The organism is Curtobacterium sp. MWU13-2055 (genome assembly GCF_023242305.1).
GTDB lineage: Bacteria > Actinomycetota > Actinomycetes > Actinomycetales > Microbacteriaceae > Curtobacterium.
Genome location: NZ_JALLIO010000012.1, coordinates 64,824 through 80,793 on the forward strand (window position 1 = coordinate 64,824; position 15,970 = coordinate 80,793).

Here is a 15,970-nt window from a genome sequence, read left to right on the forward strand (position 1 = left end):
GACCAGGACTCCAGGAGCCACCATGACCATGCAGACCCCGCTCTCCCGCGACACCGACCCGGCGACGTCCGGGCCGGCCACCGCGGCCGCCCGCACGCACCGCGCCGCCGGTCCGCGTCGCCCGGGCTCCCTCCGCCGGACGGAGGGCATGTACTACCTGTTCCTCGTGCCCGCCCTCATCGCGTTCACGGCCTTCGTCGTCGCACCCGCCTGCGTCGGCATCTTCTACAGCTTCACCGACTACCTCGGTTTCGGGCAGTGGAACTTCCTCGGGCTCGAGAACTACCGGGCGCTCGTGTCCGACCCGGCGATCCTCGCCTCGTACGGCTTCACCCTCGGGTTCGCCGTCGTCACCGTCATCGTCACGCAGGTCATCGCGCTGGCACTGGCGATCGCGCTGGCGAAGAAGATCCGGTTCGCCGCGGGCCTCCGGTCGATCTTCGTGATCCCGATGGTGATCTCCGGGATCATCGTCGCCTACGTGTTCAACTTCCTCTTCTCGAACACCCTGCCGGCCCTGGCCACGAGCGTCGGGTTCGGGCCGCTGGAGCAGAGCATCCTCGGCGACCCGAACCTGGCCTGGGTCGCGATCGTGATCGTGTCCGCCTGGCAGACCGTGCCCGGCGCCCTCCTCATCTACACCGCCGGGCTCACCTCGATCCCCGAGGAGCTGTACGAAGCGAGCTCGCTCGACGGCGCGACCGGCTGGAAGCAGCTGCGCGCGATCACGCTCCCGCTGCTCGGCGGCTTCATCGTGATCAACACCGTGCTCGGCGTGAAGGGCTACCTCGGCGCCTACGACGTCATCGTCGGCCTGACCAACGGTGGCCCGGGCAGCGCGACGAGCAGCGTCGCGATGACCATCTTCGGCGGCTTCACCGGCGGCGACTACGCCTACCAGATGGCGAACGCGACCGTGTTCTTCATCATCACCGTCCTCATCTCCGTGCTGCAGCTCGCGGCGACCCGCGGAAGGAACCTGCGACTCGCATGACCGCCATCGACACCCGCCCACCCACCGACACCCGCACGGTGACCACCGGCGACGCGCGACGACCGGGCCGCGGACACCGGCGACGCCTCGGCGGCACGAACTGGACCCTGACCGTCGTGCTCGGACTGGCCGCGCTGACGATCCTCGTCCCGCTGTACGTCACCGTCGCGATGGCGTTCAAGACGAGCGAGCAGTCCGTCGACGGCAACGCCCTGTCGCTGCCGTTCCCGTTCAACCCCGGCTCGTTCGCATCGGCCTGGGAGCTCACGCGCTTCCCCGTCTCGTTCTCGGTGTCGCTCGGCGTCGCAGCGCTCACCGTCGTCGCGACCCTGCTGCTCAGTTCGTTCGCTTCGTACGCGATCGTCCGGAACTGGCACAAGCGGTTCTTCCGGTGGTCGTTCGTCTACCTGCTGGCGGCGATGTTCCTGCCGTTCCCGGTCGTCGCACTGCCGCAGATCAAGCTGACCGCCCAGATGGGCCTCGACAACCCGATCGGCGTCGGCATCCTGCACGCCATGTTCCAACTGTCGTTCAGCGTGCTGCTCTACTCGGCGTACCTGCGGTCGATCCCGGTCGAGCTCGAGGAGAGCGCCCGCATCGACGGCGCCTCGACGTGGCAGATCTTCTGGCGGATCATCCTGCCGCTGCTCGGACCGATGAACGCCACCGTCGGGATCTTCGCGTTCCTGGCGTCGTGGAACGACTTCATGATGCCGTCGCTCATCACCGCCGACCCGACCCTGCAGACCCTGCCCGTGGTGCAGAACATCTTCCAGAGCCAGTTCGGCACGAACTACAACGTCGCCTTCGCCTCGTACCTGATGGCCATGGCGCCGACGATCATCGTCTACCTGTTCGCGCAGCGCTGGGTCATCAGCGGCGTGACGCAGGGCGCGGTCAAGAGCTGAGGGGTACGACGTGACCATGACCACGACCGCACTTCCGACCATCCGGCCGTTCCCCGGATCCGACCCGGTCGCCGACCCGGCCGCCGTCGTCACGGGCGAGCACTGGCGGATCACGGTGCTGGACGCCGGCACGTTCCGCGTCGAGTGGAGCGACGACGGCGGGTTCGAGGACCGCGCCTCGACGTTCGCGATCCGGCGGCGGTTGTCGGTGCCGGCGTTCACCGTGGAGCGCGTCGGCGAAGGTGGCCTCGTCGTCACCACCGAACGGGCCAGGCTCCGGTACGACGGCCGTCCGTTCAGCCCGAGCGGCCTGGTCGTCGAGACCATCGGCCCGGACGCGAACCGGTGGCGCTGGGGGCAGGAACCCCGCGACCTCGGTGGCACCGGCCGCACCCTCGACGACGTCGACGGTCGGATGCCGCTCGAACCCGGCATCCTGGCCCGCGACGGCATCACCGCGCTGGACGACAGCGAGTCGTTCCTGTTCGAGGACGACGGCTGGATCGGCACGCGCGTGCCCGGTCGCCGCGACGTCACGGTGTTCGCCCACGGCCGCGACTTCGATGGCGCCCTCCGGGCCTTCCACCAGGTGTCCGGCGCCCCCACGCGGCTGCCCCGGTGGGCGCTCGGCAACTGGTGGAGCCGCTACCACCCGTACAGCGACACCTCGTACCTGGAACTCATGGACCGGTTCGCCGAGGAACGCGTGCCGTTCTCGGTCGCGGTCATCGACATGGACTGGCACCGCGTCGACTCCGTACCGCCGCAGTTCGGTGACGGCTGGACCGGCTACTCGTGGGAGCCGTCGCTCTTCCCCGACCCGCAGGCCTTCCTGGCTGAACTGCACCGGCGGGGGATGCGCACGACGCTCAACCTGCACCCCGCCGACGGCGTCCGGGCGTTCGAGGACGCCTACCCCGCGGTGGCCGAGGCGATGGGGATCGACCCGGCGACCGAGCAGCCGATCCCGTTCGACCCGACCGACCGGCGGTTCCTGCAGGCGTACTTCGACCAGCTGCACCGACCGCTCGAGGCGCAGGGCGTCGACTTCTGGTGGATCGACTGGCAGCAGGGCAGCGAGAGCGGGCTGCCCGGCGTCGACCCGCTCTGGCTGCTCAACCACTTCCACCTGCTCGACTCGGCGCGCTCGGGCGACCAGGGGATGACCTTCTCGCGCTACGCCGGCCCCGGCAGCCAGCGGTACGCCGTCGGGTTCTCCGGCGACGCCGTCGTGTCCTGGGCGTCGCTGGCGTTCCAGCCCGAGTTCACGGCCACCGCCGCGAACATCGGCTACCCCTGGTGGAGTCACGACATCGGTGGACACACACGCGGGGACCGCGACGACGAGCTCGCCACGCGCTGGGTGCAGTTCGGGGTGTTCTCGCCGATCATGCGCCTGCACTCCGCCAACAACCCGTTCATCCGCAAGGAACCGTGGGTGTTCCCCGCCGAGGCGCGCACCGCGATGGGGGAGGCCCTGCGCTTCCGGCACCGCCTGGTGCCGTACCTGCACACCATGAACCACCAGGCCGCCGAGGGCACCGCGCTCGTCCGCCCGCTGTACCACCTGGAACCACGGCGCGACGAGGCCTACCGGGTGCCGAACACCTACTCCTTCGGGTCAGAACTCCTCGTCGCCCCGATCGTCGAACCGCGCGACCCCGTCACCCTGCACGGGACCGCACGGGCCTGGTTGCCGCCGGGGACCTGGACCGACGTGTTCACCGGCACCGTGTACGCCGGCGACCGGTTCGTCGACCTGCACCGCACCCTCGACACCGTGCCCGTGCTGCTGCGCGAGGGCGGGGTGCTGCCCCTCGCCGCCGAGGACCAACTCGACGCCACCGCGAACCCGACCGCGTTCGAGGTCCTCGTCGCCCCCGGTGCCTCCGGCTCGTTCACCCTGGTCGAGGACCAGGAGGACCCCGCCGGCGACACCGGCCGCAGTGCCGGGACCCGCCTGACGTGGGACGCGGCGCTCGCCGAGTTCCGCGTGCACGCCACCACCGGCGCGGTCGACGTCGTCCCGGCCCGTCGCGACTGGCGGGTCACGTTCCTCGCCGTCCCCGCGGACGGGCAGGTCGTGTCCGCCCGTGGCGAGGACCGGTTCTCGGTCGACCTGACCGTGGAGTCGGCCACGGGCGGAGCGGTCACGTTGGCCGGGCCGCCGGTGGTCGGCGTCGACGCCCGTGAGGCCGTCCGGCGCGCCCTCGAACGCGCGCAGGCCGGCAACGCCGAGAAGCTCGCCGCGTGGGAGATCGTGTCCAAGGACCTGCCGCGTGCCGACCGGATCGTCGAGCTCGGGACGGTCGACCTGCCCGAGGCGCTGCGTGCCGTCGTCGTCGAGCTGCTGGGGAGTGTGCACCCGGGCGAGCGCTGATGCTGCGTCGAGACTCGCGCTGGGCCACACTCCTCGGGCGGATCGCCACGAGGAGTGTCGCTCAGGCCGAGACTCGGCCCTGGCCCGGCACCGGCCCGCGGTCGACCGAGCCGTCCGGGAACGGCGCGCTCTCGCCCACCAGCAGCCGGTGCCCGACCGTGACCAGCCTGCCGGGTACCTCAGAGCCGTCCATCCGCTCGAGCAGCAGGTCGAGGGCGGTGTCCGCCAGCGCGACGGTGTCCGGCGCGACCGACGTCAGGCTCGGTACCAGGCTCGACCCGAGTCCCATCGCGTCCCACCCCACGACCGCGATGTCCCGCGGAGCGTCGAGCCCGCGCAACCGCATCGCGCGCAGGACCCCGAGGGCGGCGAGGTCGTCGCGACAGAGCAGCGCGTCGACCCGGAGCCCGGCGTCGAGCGCCCGACCGAACGCGGTCTCGGCACCTGCGGCGTCACCGACCTCGCGGGGGACCAGGAGCGCGTCGTCGACGGGCAGGCCGGCGGCTGCGAGCCCGGCCCGGTAGCCGTCGAGCCGCAGGCCGGAGGTGCTGGACTCCGGCCCGGTCTCGTGCCCGAAGAAGCCGATGCGCCGGCGACCGAGCGCGACCAGGTGGGCGACGGCCTGTGCCGCCGCGGCCGCGTTGTCGATGACCACCTGGTCGGAGTACTGGGGGCGGACGTCCTCGCCGAGGAACACCACGGCGGTGTCTCCGCGGATCCGGTCGATCGCCTCGGGGGTCAGGACCTGGGGGTGGATGACGACGCCGTCGACCACCCCGGCCTCGCGACCGCGGACGGCGGAGCGCTCGCCGTCGGCCTCGCCGAGGGTCTCCTCGAGCAGCAGTTGGTATCCGCGTTGCGCGCAGACGCGGGAGAACACGTGCGCGAGCTCGGCGAAGTACGGCCGCCGGAGGTCGGGGAACGCGAACGCGAGCATGTTCGACCGGCCTGTGGCGAGCGACCGTCCGGAGACGTTCGGGCGGTACCCGAGCTCGTCGATCGCGGCCTGCACCCGGTCGCGCATCGGCGGACTGACGTGCTGGTAGCCACGCACGACGTTGGACACGGTCTTCATCGAGACGCCGGCGTGCACGGCGACGTCCTGCAGCGTGACCTTGCCCATCCGATCACCGTAGTGGGGCAGGCGGATTGTCAGGTGGAATCGCACCTTCAGGCCCTAGGGTCGCACCAAGCGCAATCGCGTGAACTACCACGAACCGGTCGAAGGGCCGGTCCGCACCGGAAGGTTGGTCCACTTGACCACCACTCCGCTCGCTCCGGGCTACACACGCACTCGTCCAGGAACAGGAAGCCCCAAGGGCACCTCGACCTACTCCGCTCTGCTCGCGCAGGTGAAGGAGAACGGACTCCTCCGCCGCCGCACCGGCTTCTACTGGTCGCTGTTCGGCACACTCATCGTCACCTTCGCCCTCGCGTGGGTCGCGTTCGCATTCCTCGGCGACACTTGGTTCCAGCTCATCGTCGCCGGCGCGCTCGGCGTGATCTTCACGCAGTTCGCGTTCCTGTCGCACGAAGCAGCGCACCGCCAGGTCTTCGCCTCGCAGAAGTGGAACGACCACGCCGGCCGCTGGCTCGGCACGTTCCTGGTCGGTCTCAGCTACTCGTGGTGGATGAACAAGCACACCCGCCACCACGGCAACCCGAACACCGTCGGCAAGGACCCCGACATCGCACCCGACGGCATCCGGTTCCTGCCGGAGGACGCCGCGGCGGTCAAGGGTCCGCTCATGACGACGTTCATGCGGTTCCAGGGCTGGCTGTTCTTCCCCCTGCTGACGCTCGAGGGCCTGAACCTGCACCGGTACGCGGTGCAGAGCATCGTCACCGGCAACGGCACCAAGGCCGACGTCAAGCACCGCTGGCTCGAAGCCGCGCTGCTCGTGGCCCGCTTCGGCATCTACCTGACGGTCGTGTTCTGGTTCCTGCCGTTCGGCATGGCCTGCGCGTTCCTCGGTGTGCAGCTCGCCGTGTTCGGCGTGATGATGGGCGCCTCGTTCGCCCCGAACCACAAGGGCATGCCGACCATCGCGCACGACGCGAAGGTCGACTTCTTCTCGCGTCAGGTCCGCACGTCGCGCAACATCCGCGGCGGCTGGTGGGTGTCGTTCCTGATGGGTGGCCTGAACTACCAGGTCGAGCACCACCTGTTCCCGTCGATGCCCCGGCCGGCGCTGAAGCAGGCCCGCCTGCTCGTCCGCGACCACTGCGACACGCTCGACGTGCCCTACACCGAGACCACCCTGCTGCGCTCCTACGGCATCGTCGTCCGGTACCTGAACCGGGTCGGGCTCGCCGCCCGCGACCCGTTCGCTTGCCCGATGGTCGCGCAACTGCGCATCCACTGACGCCGTGCTGTCGACCATGCCGACCGGCACCGTGAAGTGGTTCGACCACGCCAAGGGGTACGGCTTCATCCACCCCGACGACGGGTCCGAGGACTTGTTCGCCCACTTCTCCAGCATCATCGCGACGACCGGCTACCGGTCGCTCGAGGAGAACGACCACGTGCAGTACGACGTGTGCCCCGGCAAGAAGGGCCCGCAGGCGGACAACATCTCGATCATCCGCTGACGCGGACGACGAACGGGAGGCACGGTGCCAGCTGGCACCGTGCCTCCCGTTGTTTCTTTCCCATGTCCACTGCGCTGGTATGCGGAATCGGGCGTACCTGGTCGAAAGAAACGACCAGGTACGCCCGATTCGGGCAGGTACGCCGCCCGCCGTGCCGGCGCGCGCCCGCCGCGCTACTTGATGCCGGTCGAGGCGATGCCCTGCACGAACTGGCGCTGGAACGCCAGGAACACCACGAGCAGCGGCAGCACGGTCACGGTCGCGATGGCCATCACGGCACCCCACGGCGAACTGAACGCCGGGTTGTTCGTCAGCGTCGACAGGGCCACGGGCACCGTCAGGTTCTCGTTGCCCTGCAGCACGACGAGCGGCCAGAGGAAGTCGTTCCACCGCGTCATGAAGCCGAGGATCACGAGCACCCCGACCAGGGGGCCGCACGAGGGCAGCACTACCCGGAAGAACGTCTGGAACTCGCCGGCGCCGTCGAGTCGAGCGGCCTCCATCAGGGCGTCCGGCACCCCGAGCATGAACTGCCGGGCGATGAAGATCCCGACGACGTCGAACACGGTCGGCAGGATCACCGCCCAGGGGGAGTCGACCAGGCCGATCTTCGCGACGACCAGGAAGCTCGGCACCAGGGTGACCTGGATCGGGATCATGATCGTGACGAGGAACGCCGAGTACAGCAGCCCCCGGCCCATGAACCGGAACTTGGCGAGGGCGTACCCGGCCATCAACGACACGACGACGCTCAACGCGGTGCCGACGCTGGTGATGAGCGCCGAGTTGCCGAGCCACCGCCAGACCGGCTGCGTGCTGAACACCTGCGTGTAGTTCTCGAACGTCGGCCGCGTCGGGAACAGCGAGAACGTGCCGCTCTGCGACTGCCCGCCGGGGGTGAGCGCCGAGACGACCATCCAGTACAGCGGGAACACCATCAGGATCGCCAGGGCGGTGAGCCCGGCGACGAGCACCCAGCGACCAGGCCGGCGCCTGGAGCGGGCCCCAGCGGGACGGCGGCGGGGACCGCGGACATCGAGTACGGCCATCAGAGCATCTCCTCCGCCTTGCGGTTGGCGCGCTGCCGGAGCAGCGTGAACACGAGCAGGATCGCGACGAGCACCAGTCCGAGCGCCGCGGCGTAGCCCATCCGGGCATCGATGAACGCGGACCGGAACACGTACTGGATCAGCACGGTCGTCGAGAAGCCGGGGCCACCGCCGGTCATCACGTAGATGACGTCGAAGGCCTGCAACGAGAACACGACGTTCAGGATGAGCAGGATCGACGTCGTCGGGCGGAGCAGCGGCCACGTGATGGTCCGGAACCGGACCCATCGCGAGGCGCCGTCGATCGCGGCGGCCTCCTTGAGCTCGGCGGGCACGGACTGCAGCGCGCCGAGGTAGATCACCATGCAGAAGCCGATCCGGGTCCAGACCACGACGACCACCAGGGTCGCCATCGCCCAGCCCGGAGCGGTCAGCCAGGGCACGCGCCCCATCCCGAGCGCTTCGAGCAGGTTGTTCACGACGCCGTAGTCGCCGTTGAAGATCCACGACATGATGACGCCCACCACGACGCCCGCCGCGACCATCGGCACGAAGAACAGGGCACGGAACACCGAGCGCCCGGGCAGCGGCCGGTTCAGGGCGACCGCCAGGGCGAGCCCGATCGCCATCGAGGTGGGCACGGTGCCGAGCGTGAACACGAGCGTGTTCCGCAGCGCCGTGCCGATGAGCGGGTCGGAACCCATGTCGACGAAGTTCTTCCCGCCGACCCAGGTGCCGTCGCCGAGCGAGGTGCTGGAGTCCTGGAAGCTCAGCGCGATCGCCGTGATGATCGGGATGAGCGAGAAGCCGAGGAACAGCAGCGCCGCGGGGCCGATGAACACGTACGGGACGAAGCGGCCCCGGCTCCGGCGGGCGCCGCCGCCCGCGGGGGATCCGCCGGTCGGTGGGGCGGTGGACGCCGTCGTGCGGACCGGCGCGGTCTCAGTTCGCAGTGACACTGCGCATCGCCTCCATCATCTGGTTCGAGGCCTCTTTCGGGCTCAGTTGCCCGAGCAGGCAGAGGTCGAGGTAGTCGGCGAACACCGCGTTGAGCGAGCTGAAGTACTCGCCGCTCTCGGCCTTCACCATCGAGAGCGGGATCGTCGTCCCCTGGTCGATGAACCGCTGCATCGTGTCGGTGTTCGCGGCGTACCCGATGTCCTTCGCGTCGAGGGACTTCCGGGCGGGCAGCCAGTTGCCGTCGTGGCAGAATTGCTGCATCTTCGACCGTGACGTGATCATCGCCACGAGCTCGGCCGCGAGCTCCGGGTGCTTGCTCGACTTCGTGACGGCCAGGGCGTTGCCGCCCAGGTCGCTCGCCTCGCCGACGTTCCGGATCATCGGGGCCGTGCCCCAGTTGTCCGGCATGTCGGTGTCGAGCTGCGCGATGGACTCCGGGTTGTTGAGCATCATGCCGATCTGCCCGGTCAGGAACAGGTTCCGCGAGACGTCGCCGCCGCCGCTCTTGCTGAGGTTGCCCGTGGTCGCGAGTCCCTCGGCGTACCACTTCCGTCCGAAGGCCAGGGCGTCGATCGCCTCCGGGGTGTCCATCGACGGGGTGGCACCGTCCTCGCCGAGGAACGCGCCGCCGTTCTGGTGGACCAGCGGCAGCCACCGGTACGCCGTCTCGGGCGACGACCACCCGTACCCGAACGCGTACTTGCCGGTGACCTGCTTGACCTCCTTCGCGACGTCGAGGAACTCGTCCCACGTCCACGCGTCGGCCAGCGCCTGCGGTGGCGTGACGCCGATCTGCTCCATGACGTCGCGGTTGTAGTAGGTGATGAAGTTGTCGGTGTGCTGGAAGACGCCGTACACGCCGTCGTCCCGCGCGCCGATCGCCCAGAACGGGTCGCTGTAGTCCTGCCGGTAGTCCGCAGGGACGGCCCCCGAGATGTCGACGAGGCTGCCGTTCGCGGCGTACCGGCCGATCTGCTGCGGGGTGATCCGGATGACGTCCGGCGCCAGGTCGGCGGCGAGCCGGGTGATGAACCACTGGTGGAACTGCCCGGTGGTCACCTCGACGGCGACGCTCGTGCCGGGGTGCGCCGCGACGAACTCGTCGGCGATCGCCTGGTAGCTCGTGATGTCCGTCGGGATGTTCCAGGTGGACAGGCGGATGTGCTTCGTCCCGCCGCGGCCGGTCGTGCCGCCGCCGGCGCACGCTGCCAGCGCGCCGGTCAGCGAGATGCCGGCGAGGGCGAGGAACCCCCGTCTGGCGAGCTGGGGGGATGGTCGGGTCGGCATGGTCCTCTCCTTTGAGGTCGTGGTGCCGTTCAGGTCGGCCGGGAGGCGCGGGGTGCGCACACGGGGCGCCGCGCGTCCGACGTGGGGTCGCGTCCTGGACCCGACCCCACGTCGGGCGCGACGGTTCAGACGAGCGCGGGGCGGGCCTCCCGGTCGGCCACCGGTGCCGCGGTGACCGCGTCCGCCGGACGCAACGACTCGGGGAGCAGCGCCGCGTGGGCGTGCAGGAGCTCGTCGGTCATCTCGGCGATGCGGTCGAGCGTCAGGTGCGCCGCCGTCAGCGGGTCGAGCGCCACCGCGTGGTGGACGTGCTCGACGTTGCCCGTCAGCGCAGCACGCACCGCCAGGGTCTGCACGTTCGTGTTCGTGCGGTTGATCGCGGCGAGCTGCGGCGGGAGCTCACCGAACGACGTCGGCTGCACCCCCTTGCCGTCGACCAGGCACGCGACCTCGACGCAGGCATCGGACGGCAGGTTCTGGATGACGCCCGTGGCGTTCGGCACGTTGCCGTAGACCACCGCGGGGACGCCCGTCACGATCGCGTTCACGATGCTCGCGCCGTACTCGACGCTCGGCGTCAGGTCGGCCTTGAGCTTCTCGAGCTGCGTGTCCACGTCGCCCTGCTCGTCGTGCGCCAGGCAGATCTCGTAGTAGTCCCAGCGCTCCGGGATGTACTCGAGCACCGTCTCCGGGTCCTTGCGGAAGTACGGCACGTACTCGCTGGCGTGGTGGCTCGACTCGGTCTCGAAGTACCCGAACGAGCGCATCAGCTGGGTGCGGACCTGCTCGTTGCCGCCCTCGTAGTTGCTCGCCGCGGCAGCCGCTTCGCTGTGGTCGCCGTCGTCGTCGTGCAGGTCGGACGCCGCGACGCCCCGCTGGTGCTTCGCCGTCATCACCTCGCGCAGACGCGGGTAGAGGTCCTCGCCGTTCCGACGCGTGAACTCGAGGATCCACGCCTGGTGGTTGATGCCGGCGCTGACGAACTCGACCTCGTCGTACGGCACGCCGAGCGTGCGGGCCAGCATGCGGGTCGTGCCCTGCACGCTGTGGCAGAGGCCCACCGTCCGGAGCCCCTTCGCGTTGAGGAACGCCGTGGCCATCGCCATCGGGTTCGCGTAGTTGATGAACTGGGCGTCCGGGCAGAGCTCGAGCGCGTCGCGGGCGATGTCCTCGTACGCGCGGACCGACCGCAGGAAGCGGAAGACGCCGCCCGGGCCGACGGTGTCGCCGACCGCCTGGTCGATGCCGTACTTGCGCGGGATCTCGACGTCCCACTTGTACGACTCGACGCCGCCGACCTGGAACGTGATGATGACGACGTCGGCACCCGCCAGGGCCGCACGGCGGTCCGTGGTCTCGAGGACCTCGACACCGAGGCCGTGGTGGGCGACGAGCTCGCGGGCGGCCGTCGCGGTGCGGGCGACCCGGCCCGCGTCGAGGTCCATGAGGTGCAACGTCGCGTCCTGCAAGGCGGGGAAGGAGACGAGGTCGCCGATGAGGCGGAAGGGGAAGACGAAGCCGCCGGCGCCGATGATGGTGATCTTGGTCATGTGTCGACGGTAGGAAGCGCGGGGGTGTGCGGTCCTCCGGCTTCGGACGGTGGGGTTCCAGGATCCTCGGATCGATCCGTGGCCCGCTGTGCGAGTGTTGTCCGGTGCGCTACCGACTGATGAACGAGTACAGCGTCGACTGGCCGCTCTGGGACGAGGACGGCCTGTGCCCTGAGGGGACACCGGCGTTGTCGGAGACGGTCCGCGACGAAGTACTGCGGTGGGCCGCCGAGTTCAACGAGGGCTACTCGGTGGAGGCGGGATGGCCGACCGAGGCCGCGGCGCGCTCGTCCGAGCGCCAGGCGCGGCGACTCTTCCGGCTCGTCGAACGCGAACTGCCGCCGGGCGACGAGCTGGTGCTGGGGTACTGGGAGACGAACAGACGGAAGGGGCTCTGACGTGGTCTCGACATCGTGCTCGACGTGGAGCTCGACGTCGGGGCGATGGAAGCGGCGTACTGGAGCCACCGTGGCCCGGCCCCGCTCATGGCGTGGAGCTCGTAGGGTTCGGTGATGCACTGGCAGCAGTCACTCCTGGAGAGGCTCCGCACGGACCCGGCGGTCGGCGCGGTCCGTCCGTACGGCTCCGTCCTCACGCCCGACCAGCTGGACCCGTGGAGCGACCTCGACGTCGAGCTCGATCTCATTGCGGACGTCGACGCGCGGACACTCCTCGGAGGTGAACCGTGGGCGTGGCAGAGCACCCTCGACGACGGGGTGCAGCACGTTCGCATCGTGCTCGCGGACGGTCGCCGCGTGGACCTCGCGACGCGAGGTGCGACTCTGGAGCTTCCGCCGGAGCCTCCGGACAACAGTCAGCGGTTCGATCTCGCGCTGGCTGCCACACGATTCGGGCGCGGAGCTGACGCCATCGGGCTGCACCTCGTGCTCGGGGTGGTCCGCGAGGCGCTCGTGCACAGCATGATCCTCGCCGACCAGCGGGAGGGGACGGTGCACCACCGGTTCGGCTCCGCCACGGACCTCGCCGCGGCCGGGAGCCAGACGGCACTGTCCGGAGCGCTGAGCCCGTCCTTGGCGTTGCGCGTCGCCTCTGTCTACGCGGAGAGCCGTGCAGCCGTCAACGAGGATTACCACCCCGACTGGAGCGGTCTGGTCGCCGTCGTCGCTGCGGGGTCTCGGCGACCTTGAGTCGCCCGCTGGCACGACCCGGGTCGCGACGGTCGTCGTACGCTGGCGGACGTGGACGAGTGGTGGGACGTGGTCGATGCGGGCGGTGGAGCGACGGGCACGACGTTCCGGCGAGGCGACAGCGGCTGGCCCGCCGGGTCCTTCCACCTCGTGGTCACGGTCTGCGTCCACCGCGCCGACGGGACCGTCCTCGTCACGCAACGAGCGCCGACGAAGGAGTTCGCGTACGGGTGGGAGTTCCCCGGTGGCAGCGCGCTCGCCGGCGAGTCGGGGACAGCGGCGGCCTGTCGTGAACTGCGCGAGGAAACCGCCATCGAGGTCGCGCCCGACGCGCTGCAGTGGGTCGGTCGCTTCACCGAGGACTCTGCGCTGGTGGATCTCTTCACCGTCCGGGAACCTGCCGGCTCGACCGTGCGGCCAGCTCCGGCCGAGGTGATGGCCTGGAAGTGGCTCCCCGCGTCCGAGGTGGTCGAACTCCGTGAGAGCGGCGTGATGGCGGATCCGTGGGGACCGCGGTTGGACGCGCTGTGGCCAGCGGCGATGGCCACGATCCGGTCCGTGGGAGAGCCTCCTGCGGTGCAGCTGGAAGCACACCGCGACTCCTGGAAGACGGACTACCAGCGTGAGGCGTCGCGGCTCGTCGCCGCGCTCGGAGACCGCGTGCTCGCGGTCGAACACATCGGCAGCACGGCCATCCCGGGCCTCGAAGCAAAGCCGGTCATCGACATCGCGGTCCGGGTCGCAGTCGACACGGATCCGTTGGCGCTCGGCCCGTTGCTCGCGGCGACGGGCTACACGCAGCACCGTTCCGGTCCGAAGAACCACGGGGTGTACACCCGAGAGCGAGACGGGGCGAGGACCCACATCCTCCACGCCTTCGCCTCGGACCAGTGGGACGAATGCAACCAACGGCTCTTCCGGGACAAACTGCTCAGCGACCCGACCGCCGTTGCGCGGTACCGGGAGGTCAAGACCCGAGCAGCGCGATCGTCGGACGGTCGTGCCTACACGGCTGCGAAGAGCCAGGTGGTGCAGCAGCTGCTCGATGAGGAACGTGCCGTCCGAGGTCTCGCGTCCGTGACGGCGTGGGACAAGTAGACGGCGGCGCCTGTGGCAAGTCGTGAGGAGTACGACGTGCTCTGGGAACGTGCCCGTCAGCGGCTGCGTGTCGGTGACCTGCAGCTCGACCGTGAACCGGTGGACGGTGATCCGCGCTGGGGTCTGAGCCTGGTGCTGCTCCCTCCGAGGCCACTCGCTCAGCGGATCGCTGGCGTGGCGGATGAACTGGCCGCCGCGTACGACGGCACGCAACACGTGTACGGAGTCGAGGACGTGCACCTCACGATCACGAGCCTCGAACCGTACCGCGATCGGATCGACCGTGCGACGCTCGAGCACTACATCGACGTCGTCGAGGATTCGCGCGGCGCGCTCGACCACCGAGTCCGGCTCGACGGCCTTGGAGGATCGGCGGCCGGCATCTTCGTGCAGGGGTTCGACGACGACACCCTGCGGCCGATCCGTGTCCGGATGCGTGAGGCTGCCTCGGCGCTCCACGGCGGTGCCGCGCCTCCGATGGCCTTCATCAGGAACACGGCCCACCTCTCGATCAGTGTGCACCGCGAGGCCTCACGCGAGGCAGCGGTCGTGCGTCACGTGGACCGATCGCGCCACCAGGAGCTCGGAGAGATGCACGGGGCACGAGTCGCGCTCGTCCGGTACCGACCGCGCGTCGGCTCCATGGGCATCGAAGTACTCCACACCGTCGGGTGAGTATCAGGACAGGCTGTTGCGCCAAGGCCGTAGGGTGGCGCTCGTGACGGCCACAGGGAGACGGAAGCGATCGGTCGTGGTGATGGTCGTGGTGACGCTAGCGCTCGTCGCGTTGCTCGCCGGTGTTCGCCTCGTGTCCCTGTTCGCGTTCGCGACCGAGGGGGATGTGCCACCCGCTTCCTCGGTCTCACTGCCCGCGGGCAGCGAGCTGATCACGGAAGAGAAGGAGTGCGCTTCTGGTGGGTGCTGGGCCGTGCTCTCGGTCCGACCGCCCGAGGGAGTGAGCCCGCAGGACCTCGCGACGAGCTTGGGGATGACTCCGCAAGCTCGTCAGCGCGGGACACTGTGGGACCCGCGCACCGTCAACCTGAGTTCGGAAGCGGACGGGGAACTCCTGGTCATCAGAGCCGACTACTGGTCTCGTCAGGCGACCCCCTGACGGAGGTCCTGTGTGGGGAAAGGCTCACTGACGTAGGCTCAGCATCGTGCTCGACGTGGAGACGATGGAAGCGGCGTACTGGAGCCACCGCGGCCCGGCTCCGCTCATGGCGTCGTCCCATCGGCACGACGACCTCGAGATGAACCTGGTGCTCGACGGGCACCTGGACTACCGGTTCGGCGGGGCGCCGGTAAGCGTGCACGCGGGCGAGATCGCACTGTTCTGGGGCTGGACCCCGCACCAGCTCGTGGGTGACGGCACCGGCACGGGCGAGTTCCGCTGGGTGCACATCCCGCTGGCCGAGGTGCTGGCGTGGGGACTGCCCGACCACGACCTCGGAGCGATGCTCCTGAACCGCCCGATCGTCGTGCCGACCGCAGCCGCTGGCCGTGACGTCGAGTCGATGCTCGGGTCGTGGCAGCAGGACTTCGAGGACGACGGTGCGGAGATCATCGCCAACCTCGAGGCGCAGGCGCTCGTGCGTCGCCTGCTCCGGCACCACCGCGATGCCGTTGACCTGCGGCCCGGCGGCGGGCACGGCACCGCGGATGCCATGCACCGCGTGATCGACATGGTGCGGTTCGTGGTCGACCGGTTCCGCGAACCGATCGAGGTCGCTGACGTCGCAGCGGCCGCACACCTGCACCCGCACTACGCGATGTCGGTGTTCCGACAGGACGTCGGCACCACGATCGTCGAGTACCTGACACGGTGCCGGGTGGCCGAGGCGCAGCGGTTGCTCGCGACGACGTCCATGACGACGTCGGAGATCGCGCACGCCGCAGGGTTCGGGTCGCAATCGAGTTTCTACGTGCACTTCACCCGTGCGTGCGGAACCGCGCCAGGTGCGTACCGAGCGCGGGTTCGCTGACCCGGCGTCTCCACGCACG

At 69.8% G+C, this 15,970-nt stretch carries 16 protein-coding genes; 11 read left to right on the plus strand and 5 right to left on the minus strand.

Annotation, left to right across the window (positions count from 1 at the left end; all coding sequences use genetic code 11):
• The first annotated feature begins 22 nt into the window (after nucleotides 1-22).
• The 3 genes from M4960_RS18485 to M4960_RS18495 are packed head-to-tail and all read left to right on the plus strand — an operon-like array spanning nucleotide 23 to nucleotide 4,282.
• Nucleotides 23-994, plus strand: coding sequence for a carbohydrate ABC transporter permease (locus M4960_RS18485; protein WP_248705050.1), 972 nt, complete (start codon nucleotides 23-25; stop codon nucleotides 992-994).
• Nucleotides 991-1,902, plus strand: a complete 912-nt coding sequence (locus M4960_RS18490; RefSeq protein WP_248705051.1) for a carbohydrate ABC transporter permease — start codon at nucleotides 991-993, stop codon at nucleotides 1,900-1,902. Before M4960_RS18485 ends, M4960_RS18490 begins: the two co-directional genes overlap by 4 nt.
• A gap of 16 nt (nucleotides 1,903-1,918) precedes the next feature.
• Nucleotides 1,919-4,282 (plus strand): glycoside hydrolase family 31 protein, encoded by a 2,364-nt coding sequence (locus M4960_RS18495; protein WP_248705052.1) that lies wholly within the window; start codon nucleotides 1,919-1,921, stop codon nucleotides 4,280-4,282.
• Between the two features lie 61 nt (nucleotides 4,283-4,343).
• On the opposite strand, the gene M4960_RS18500 is transcribed toward M4960_RS18495, so the two are convergent.
• Nucleotides 4,344-5,405, minus strand: coding sequence for a LacI family DNA-binding transcriptional regulator (locus tag M4960_RS18500; protein WP_131922609.1), 1,062 nt, complete (start codon nucleotides 5,403-5,405; stop codon nucleotides 4,344-4,346).
• Nucleotides 5,406-5,538: 133 nt separating this feature from the next.
• Here M4960_RS18500 and M4960_RS18505 point away from each other — a divergent pair, with 133 nt between their 5' ends.
• Together M4960_RS18505 and M4960_RS18510 are read left to right on the plus strand one after the other, a co-directional pair.
• Complete coding sequence (locus M4960_RS18505; RefSeq protein ID WP_248705053.1) at nucleotides 5,539-6,648, plus strand: acyl-CoA desaturase; 1,110 nt, start codon at nucleotides 5,539-5,541, stop codon at nucleotides 6,646-6,648.
• A 16-nt stretch (nucleotides 6,649-6,664) separates the two neighbouring features.
• Complete coding sequence (locus tag M4960_RS18510) at nucleotides 6,665-6,874, plus strand: cold-shock protein (protein WP_248705059.1); 210 nt, start codon at nucleotides 6,665-6,667, stop codon at nucleotides 6,872-6,874.
• A 173-nt stretch (nucleotides 6,875-7,047) separates the two neighbouring features.
• Here M4960_RS18510 and M4960_RS18515 read toward each other — a convergent pair whose 3' ends face one another.
• The 4 genes from M4960_RS18515 to melA form a co-directional block, all read right to left on the minus strand.
• On the minus strand, nucleotides 7,048-7,923 hold the full coding sequence (locus M4960_RS18515) for a carbohydrate ABC transporter permease (protein ID WP_071252441.1): 876 nt from the start codon (nucleotides 7,921-7,923) through the stop codon (nucleotides 7,048-7,050).
• Complete coding sequence (locus tag M4960_RS18520) at nucleotides 7,923-8,882, minus strand: carbohydrate ABC transporter permease (protein ID WP_173169656.1); 960 nt, start codon at nucleotides 8,880-8,882, stop codon at nucleotides 7,923-7,925. The genes M4960_RS18515 and M4960_RS18520 overlap by 1 nt, the downstream gene beginning before the upstream one ends.
• Nucleotides 8,866-10,170 (minus strand): sugar ABC transporter substrate-binding protein, encoded by a 1,305-nt coding sequence (locus M4960_RS18525; RefSeq protein WP_248705054.1) that lies wholly within the window; start codon nucleotides 10,168-10,170, stop codon nucleotides 8,866-8,868. The genes M4960_RS18520 and M4960_RS18525 overlap by 17 nt, the downstream gene beginning before the upstream one ends.
• A gap of 125 nt (nucleotides 10,171-10,295) precedes the next feature.
• Nucleotides 10,296-11,720, minus strand: a complete 1,425-nt coding sequence (melA, locus tag M4960_RS18530; protein ID WP_123293867.1) for an alpha-galactosidase — start codon at nucleotides 11,718-11,720, stop codon at nucleotides 10,296-10,298.
• Between the two features lie 104 nt (nucleotides 11,721-11,824).
• Between melA and M4960_RS18535 the strand changes: the two genes are divergently transcribed.
• The 6 genes from M4960_RS18535 to M4960_RS18560 all read left to right on the plus strand — a co-directional run bounded on the left by M4960_RS18535 (nucleotide 11,825) and on the right by M4960_RS18560 (nucleotide 15,951).
• A complete protein-coding gene (locus tag M4960_RS18535; RefSeq protein ID WP_248705055.1) occupies nucleotides 11,825-12,118 on the plus strand; it encodes a hypothetical protein in 294 nt (97 codons plus the stop codon).
• 114 nt (nucleotides 12,119-12,232) lie between these two features.
• On the plus strand, nucleotides 12,233-12,868 hold the full coding sequence (locus tag M4960_RS18540) for a hypothetical protein (RefSeq protein ID WP_248705056.1): 636 nt from the start codon (nucleotides 12,233-12,235) through the stop codon (nucleotides 12,866-12,868).
• A 51-nt stretch (nucleotides 12,869-12,919) separates the two neighbouring features.
• Entirely contained in the window at nucleotides 12,920-13,966 is a 1,047-nt protein-coding gene (locus M4960_RS18545; protein WP_248705057.1) for a GrpB family protein, read from the plus strand.
• A 12-nt stretch (nucleotides 13,967-13,978) separates the two neighbouring features.
• Nucleotides 13,979-14,641 (plus strand): hypothetical protein, encoded by a 663-nt coding sequence (locus tag M4960_RS18550; protein ID WP_123293865.1) that lies wholly within the window; start codon nucleotides 13,979-13,981, stop codon nucleotides 14,639-14,641.
• Between the two features lie 76 nt (nucleotides 14,642-14,717).
• Nucleotides 14,718-15,080, plus strand: coding sequence for a hypothetical protein (locus M4960_RS18555; RefSeq protein ID WP_123293864.1), 363 nt, complete (start codon nucleotides 14,718-14,720; stop codon nucleotides 15,078-15,080).
• Nucleotides 15,081-15,126: 46 nt separating this feature from the next.
• Nucleotides 15,127-15,951, plus strand: coding sequence for a helix-turn-helix domain-containing protein (locus tag M4960_RS18560; protein ID WP_123293863.1), 825 nt, complete (start codon nucleotides 15,127-15,129; stop codon nucleotides 15,949-15,951).
• Nucleotides 15,952-15,970: the final 19 nt, after the last annotated feature.

Bases quoted from the DNA above. Each gene is read 5' to 3' on its own strand.
- M4960_RS18540 (WP_248705056.1), top strand. From the start codon at position 12,233: ATGCACTGGCAGCAGTCACTCCTGGAGAGGCTCCGCACGGACCCGGCG.
- M4960_RS18515 (WP_071252441.1), bottom strand. From the start codon at position 7,923: ATGGCCGTACTCGATGTCCGCGGTCCCCGCCGCCGTCCCGCTGGGGCC.
- M4960_RS18495 (WP_248705052.1), top strand. From the start codon at position 1,919: ATGACCACGACCGCACTTCCGACCATCCGGCCGTTCCCCGGATCCGAC.
- M4960_RS18485 (WP_248705050.1), top strand. From the start codon at position 23: ATGACCATGCAGACCCCGCTCTCCCGCGACACCGACCCGGCGACGTCC.
- M4960_RS18500 (WP_131922609.1), bottom strand. From the start codon at position 5,405: ATGGGCAAGGTCACGCTGCAGGACGTCGCCGTGCACGCCGGCGTCTCG.
- M4960_RS18490 (WP_248705051.1), top strand. From the start codon at position 991: ATGACCGCCATCGACACCCGCCCACCCACCGACACCCGCACGGTGACC.
- M4960_RS18510 (WP_248705059.1), top strand. From the start codon at position 6,665: ATGCCGACCGGCACCGTGAAGTGGTTCGACCACGCCAAGGGGTACGGC.
- melA (WP_123293867.1), bottom strand. From the start codon at position 11,720: ATGACCAAGATCACCATCATCGGCGCCGGCGGCTTCGTCTTCCCCTTC.
- M4960_RS18525 (WP_248705054.1), bottom strand. From the start codon at position 10,170: ATGCCGACCCGACCATCCCCCCAGCTCGCCAGACGGGGGTTCCTCGCC.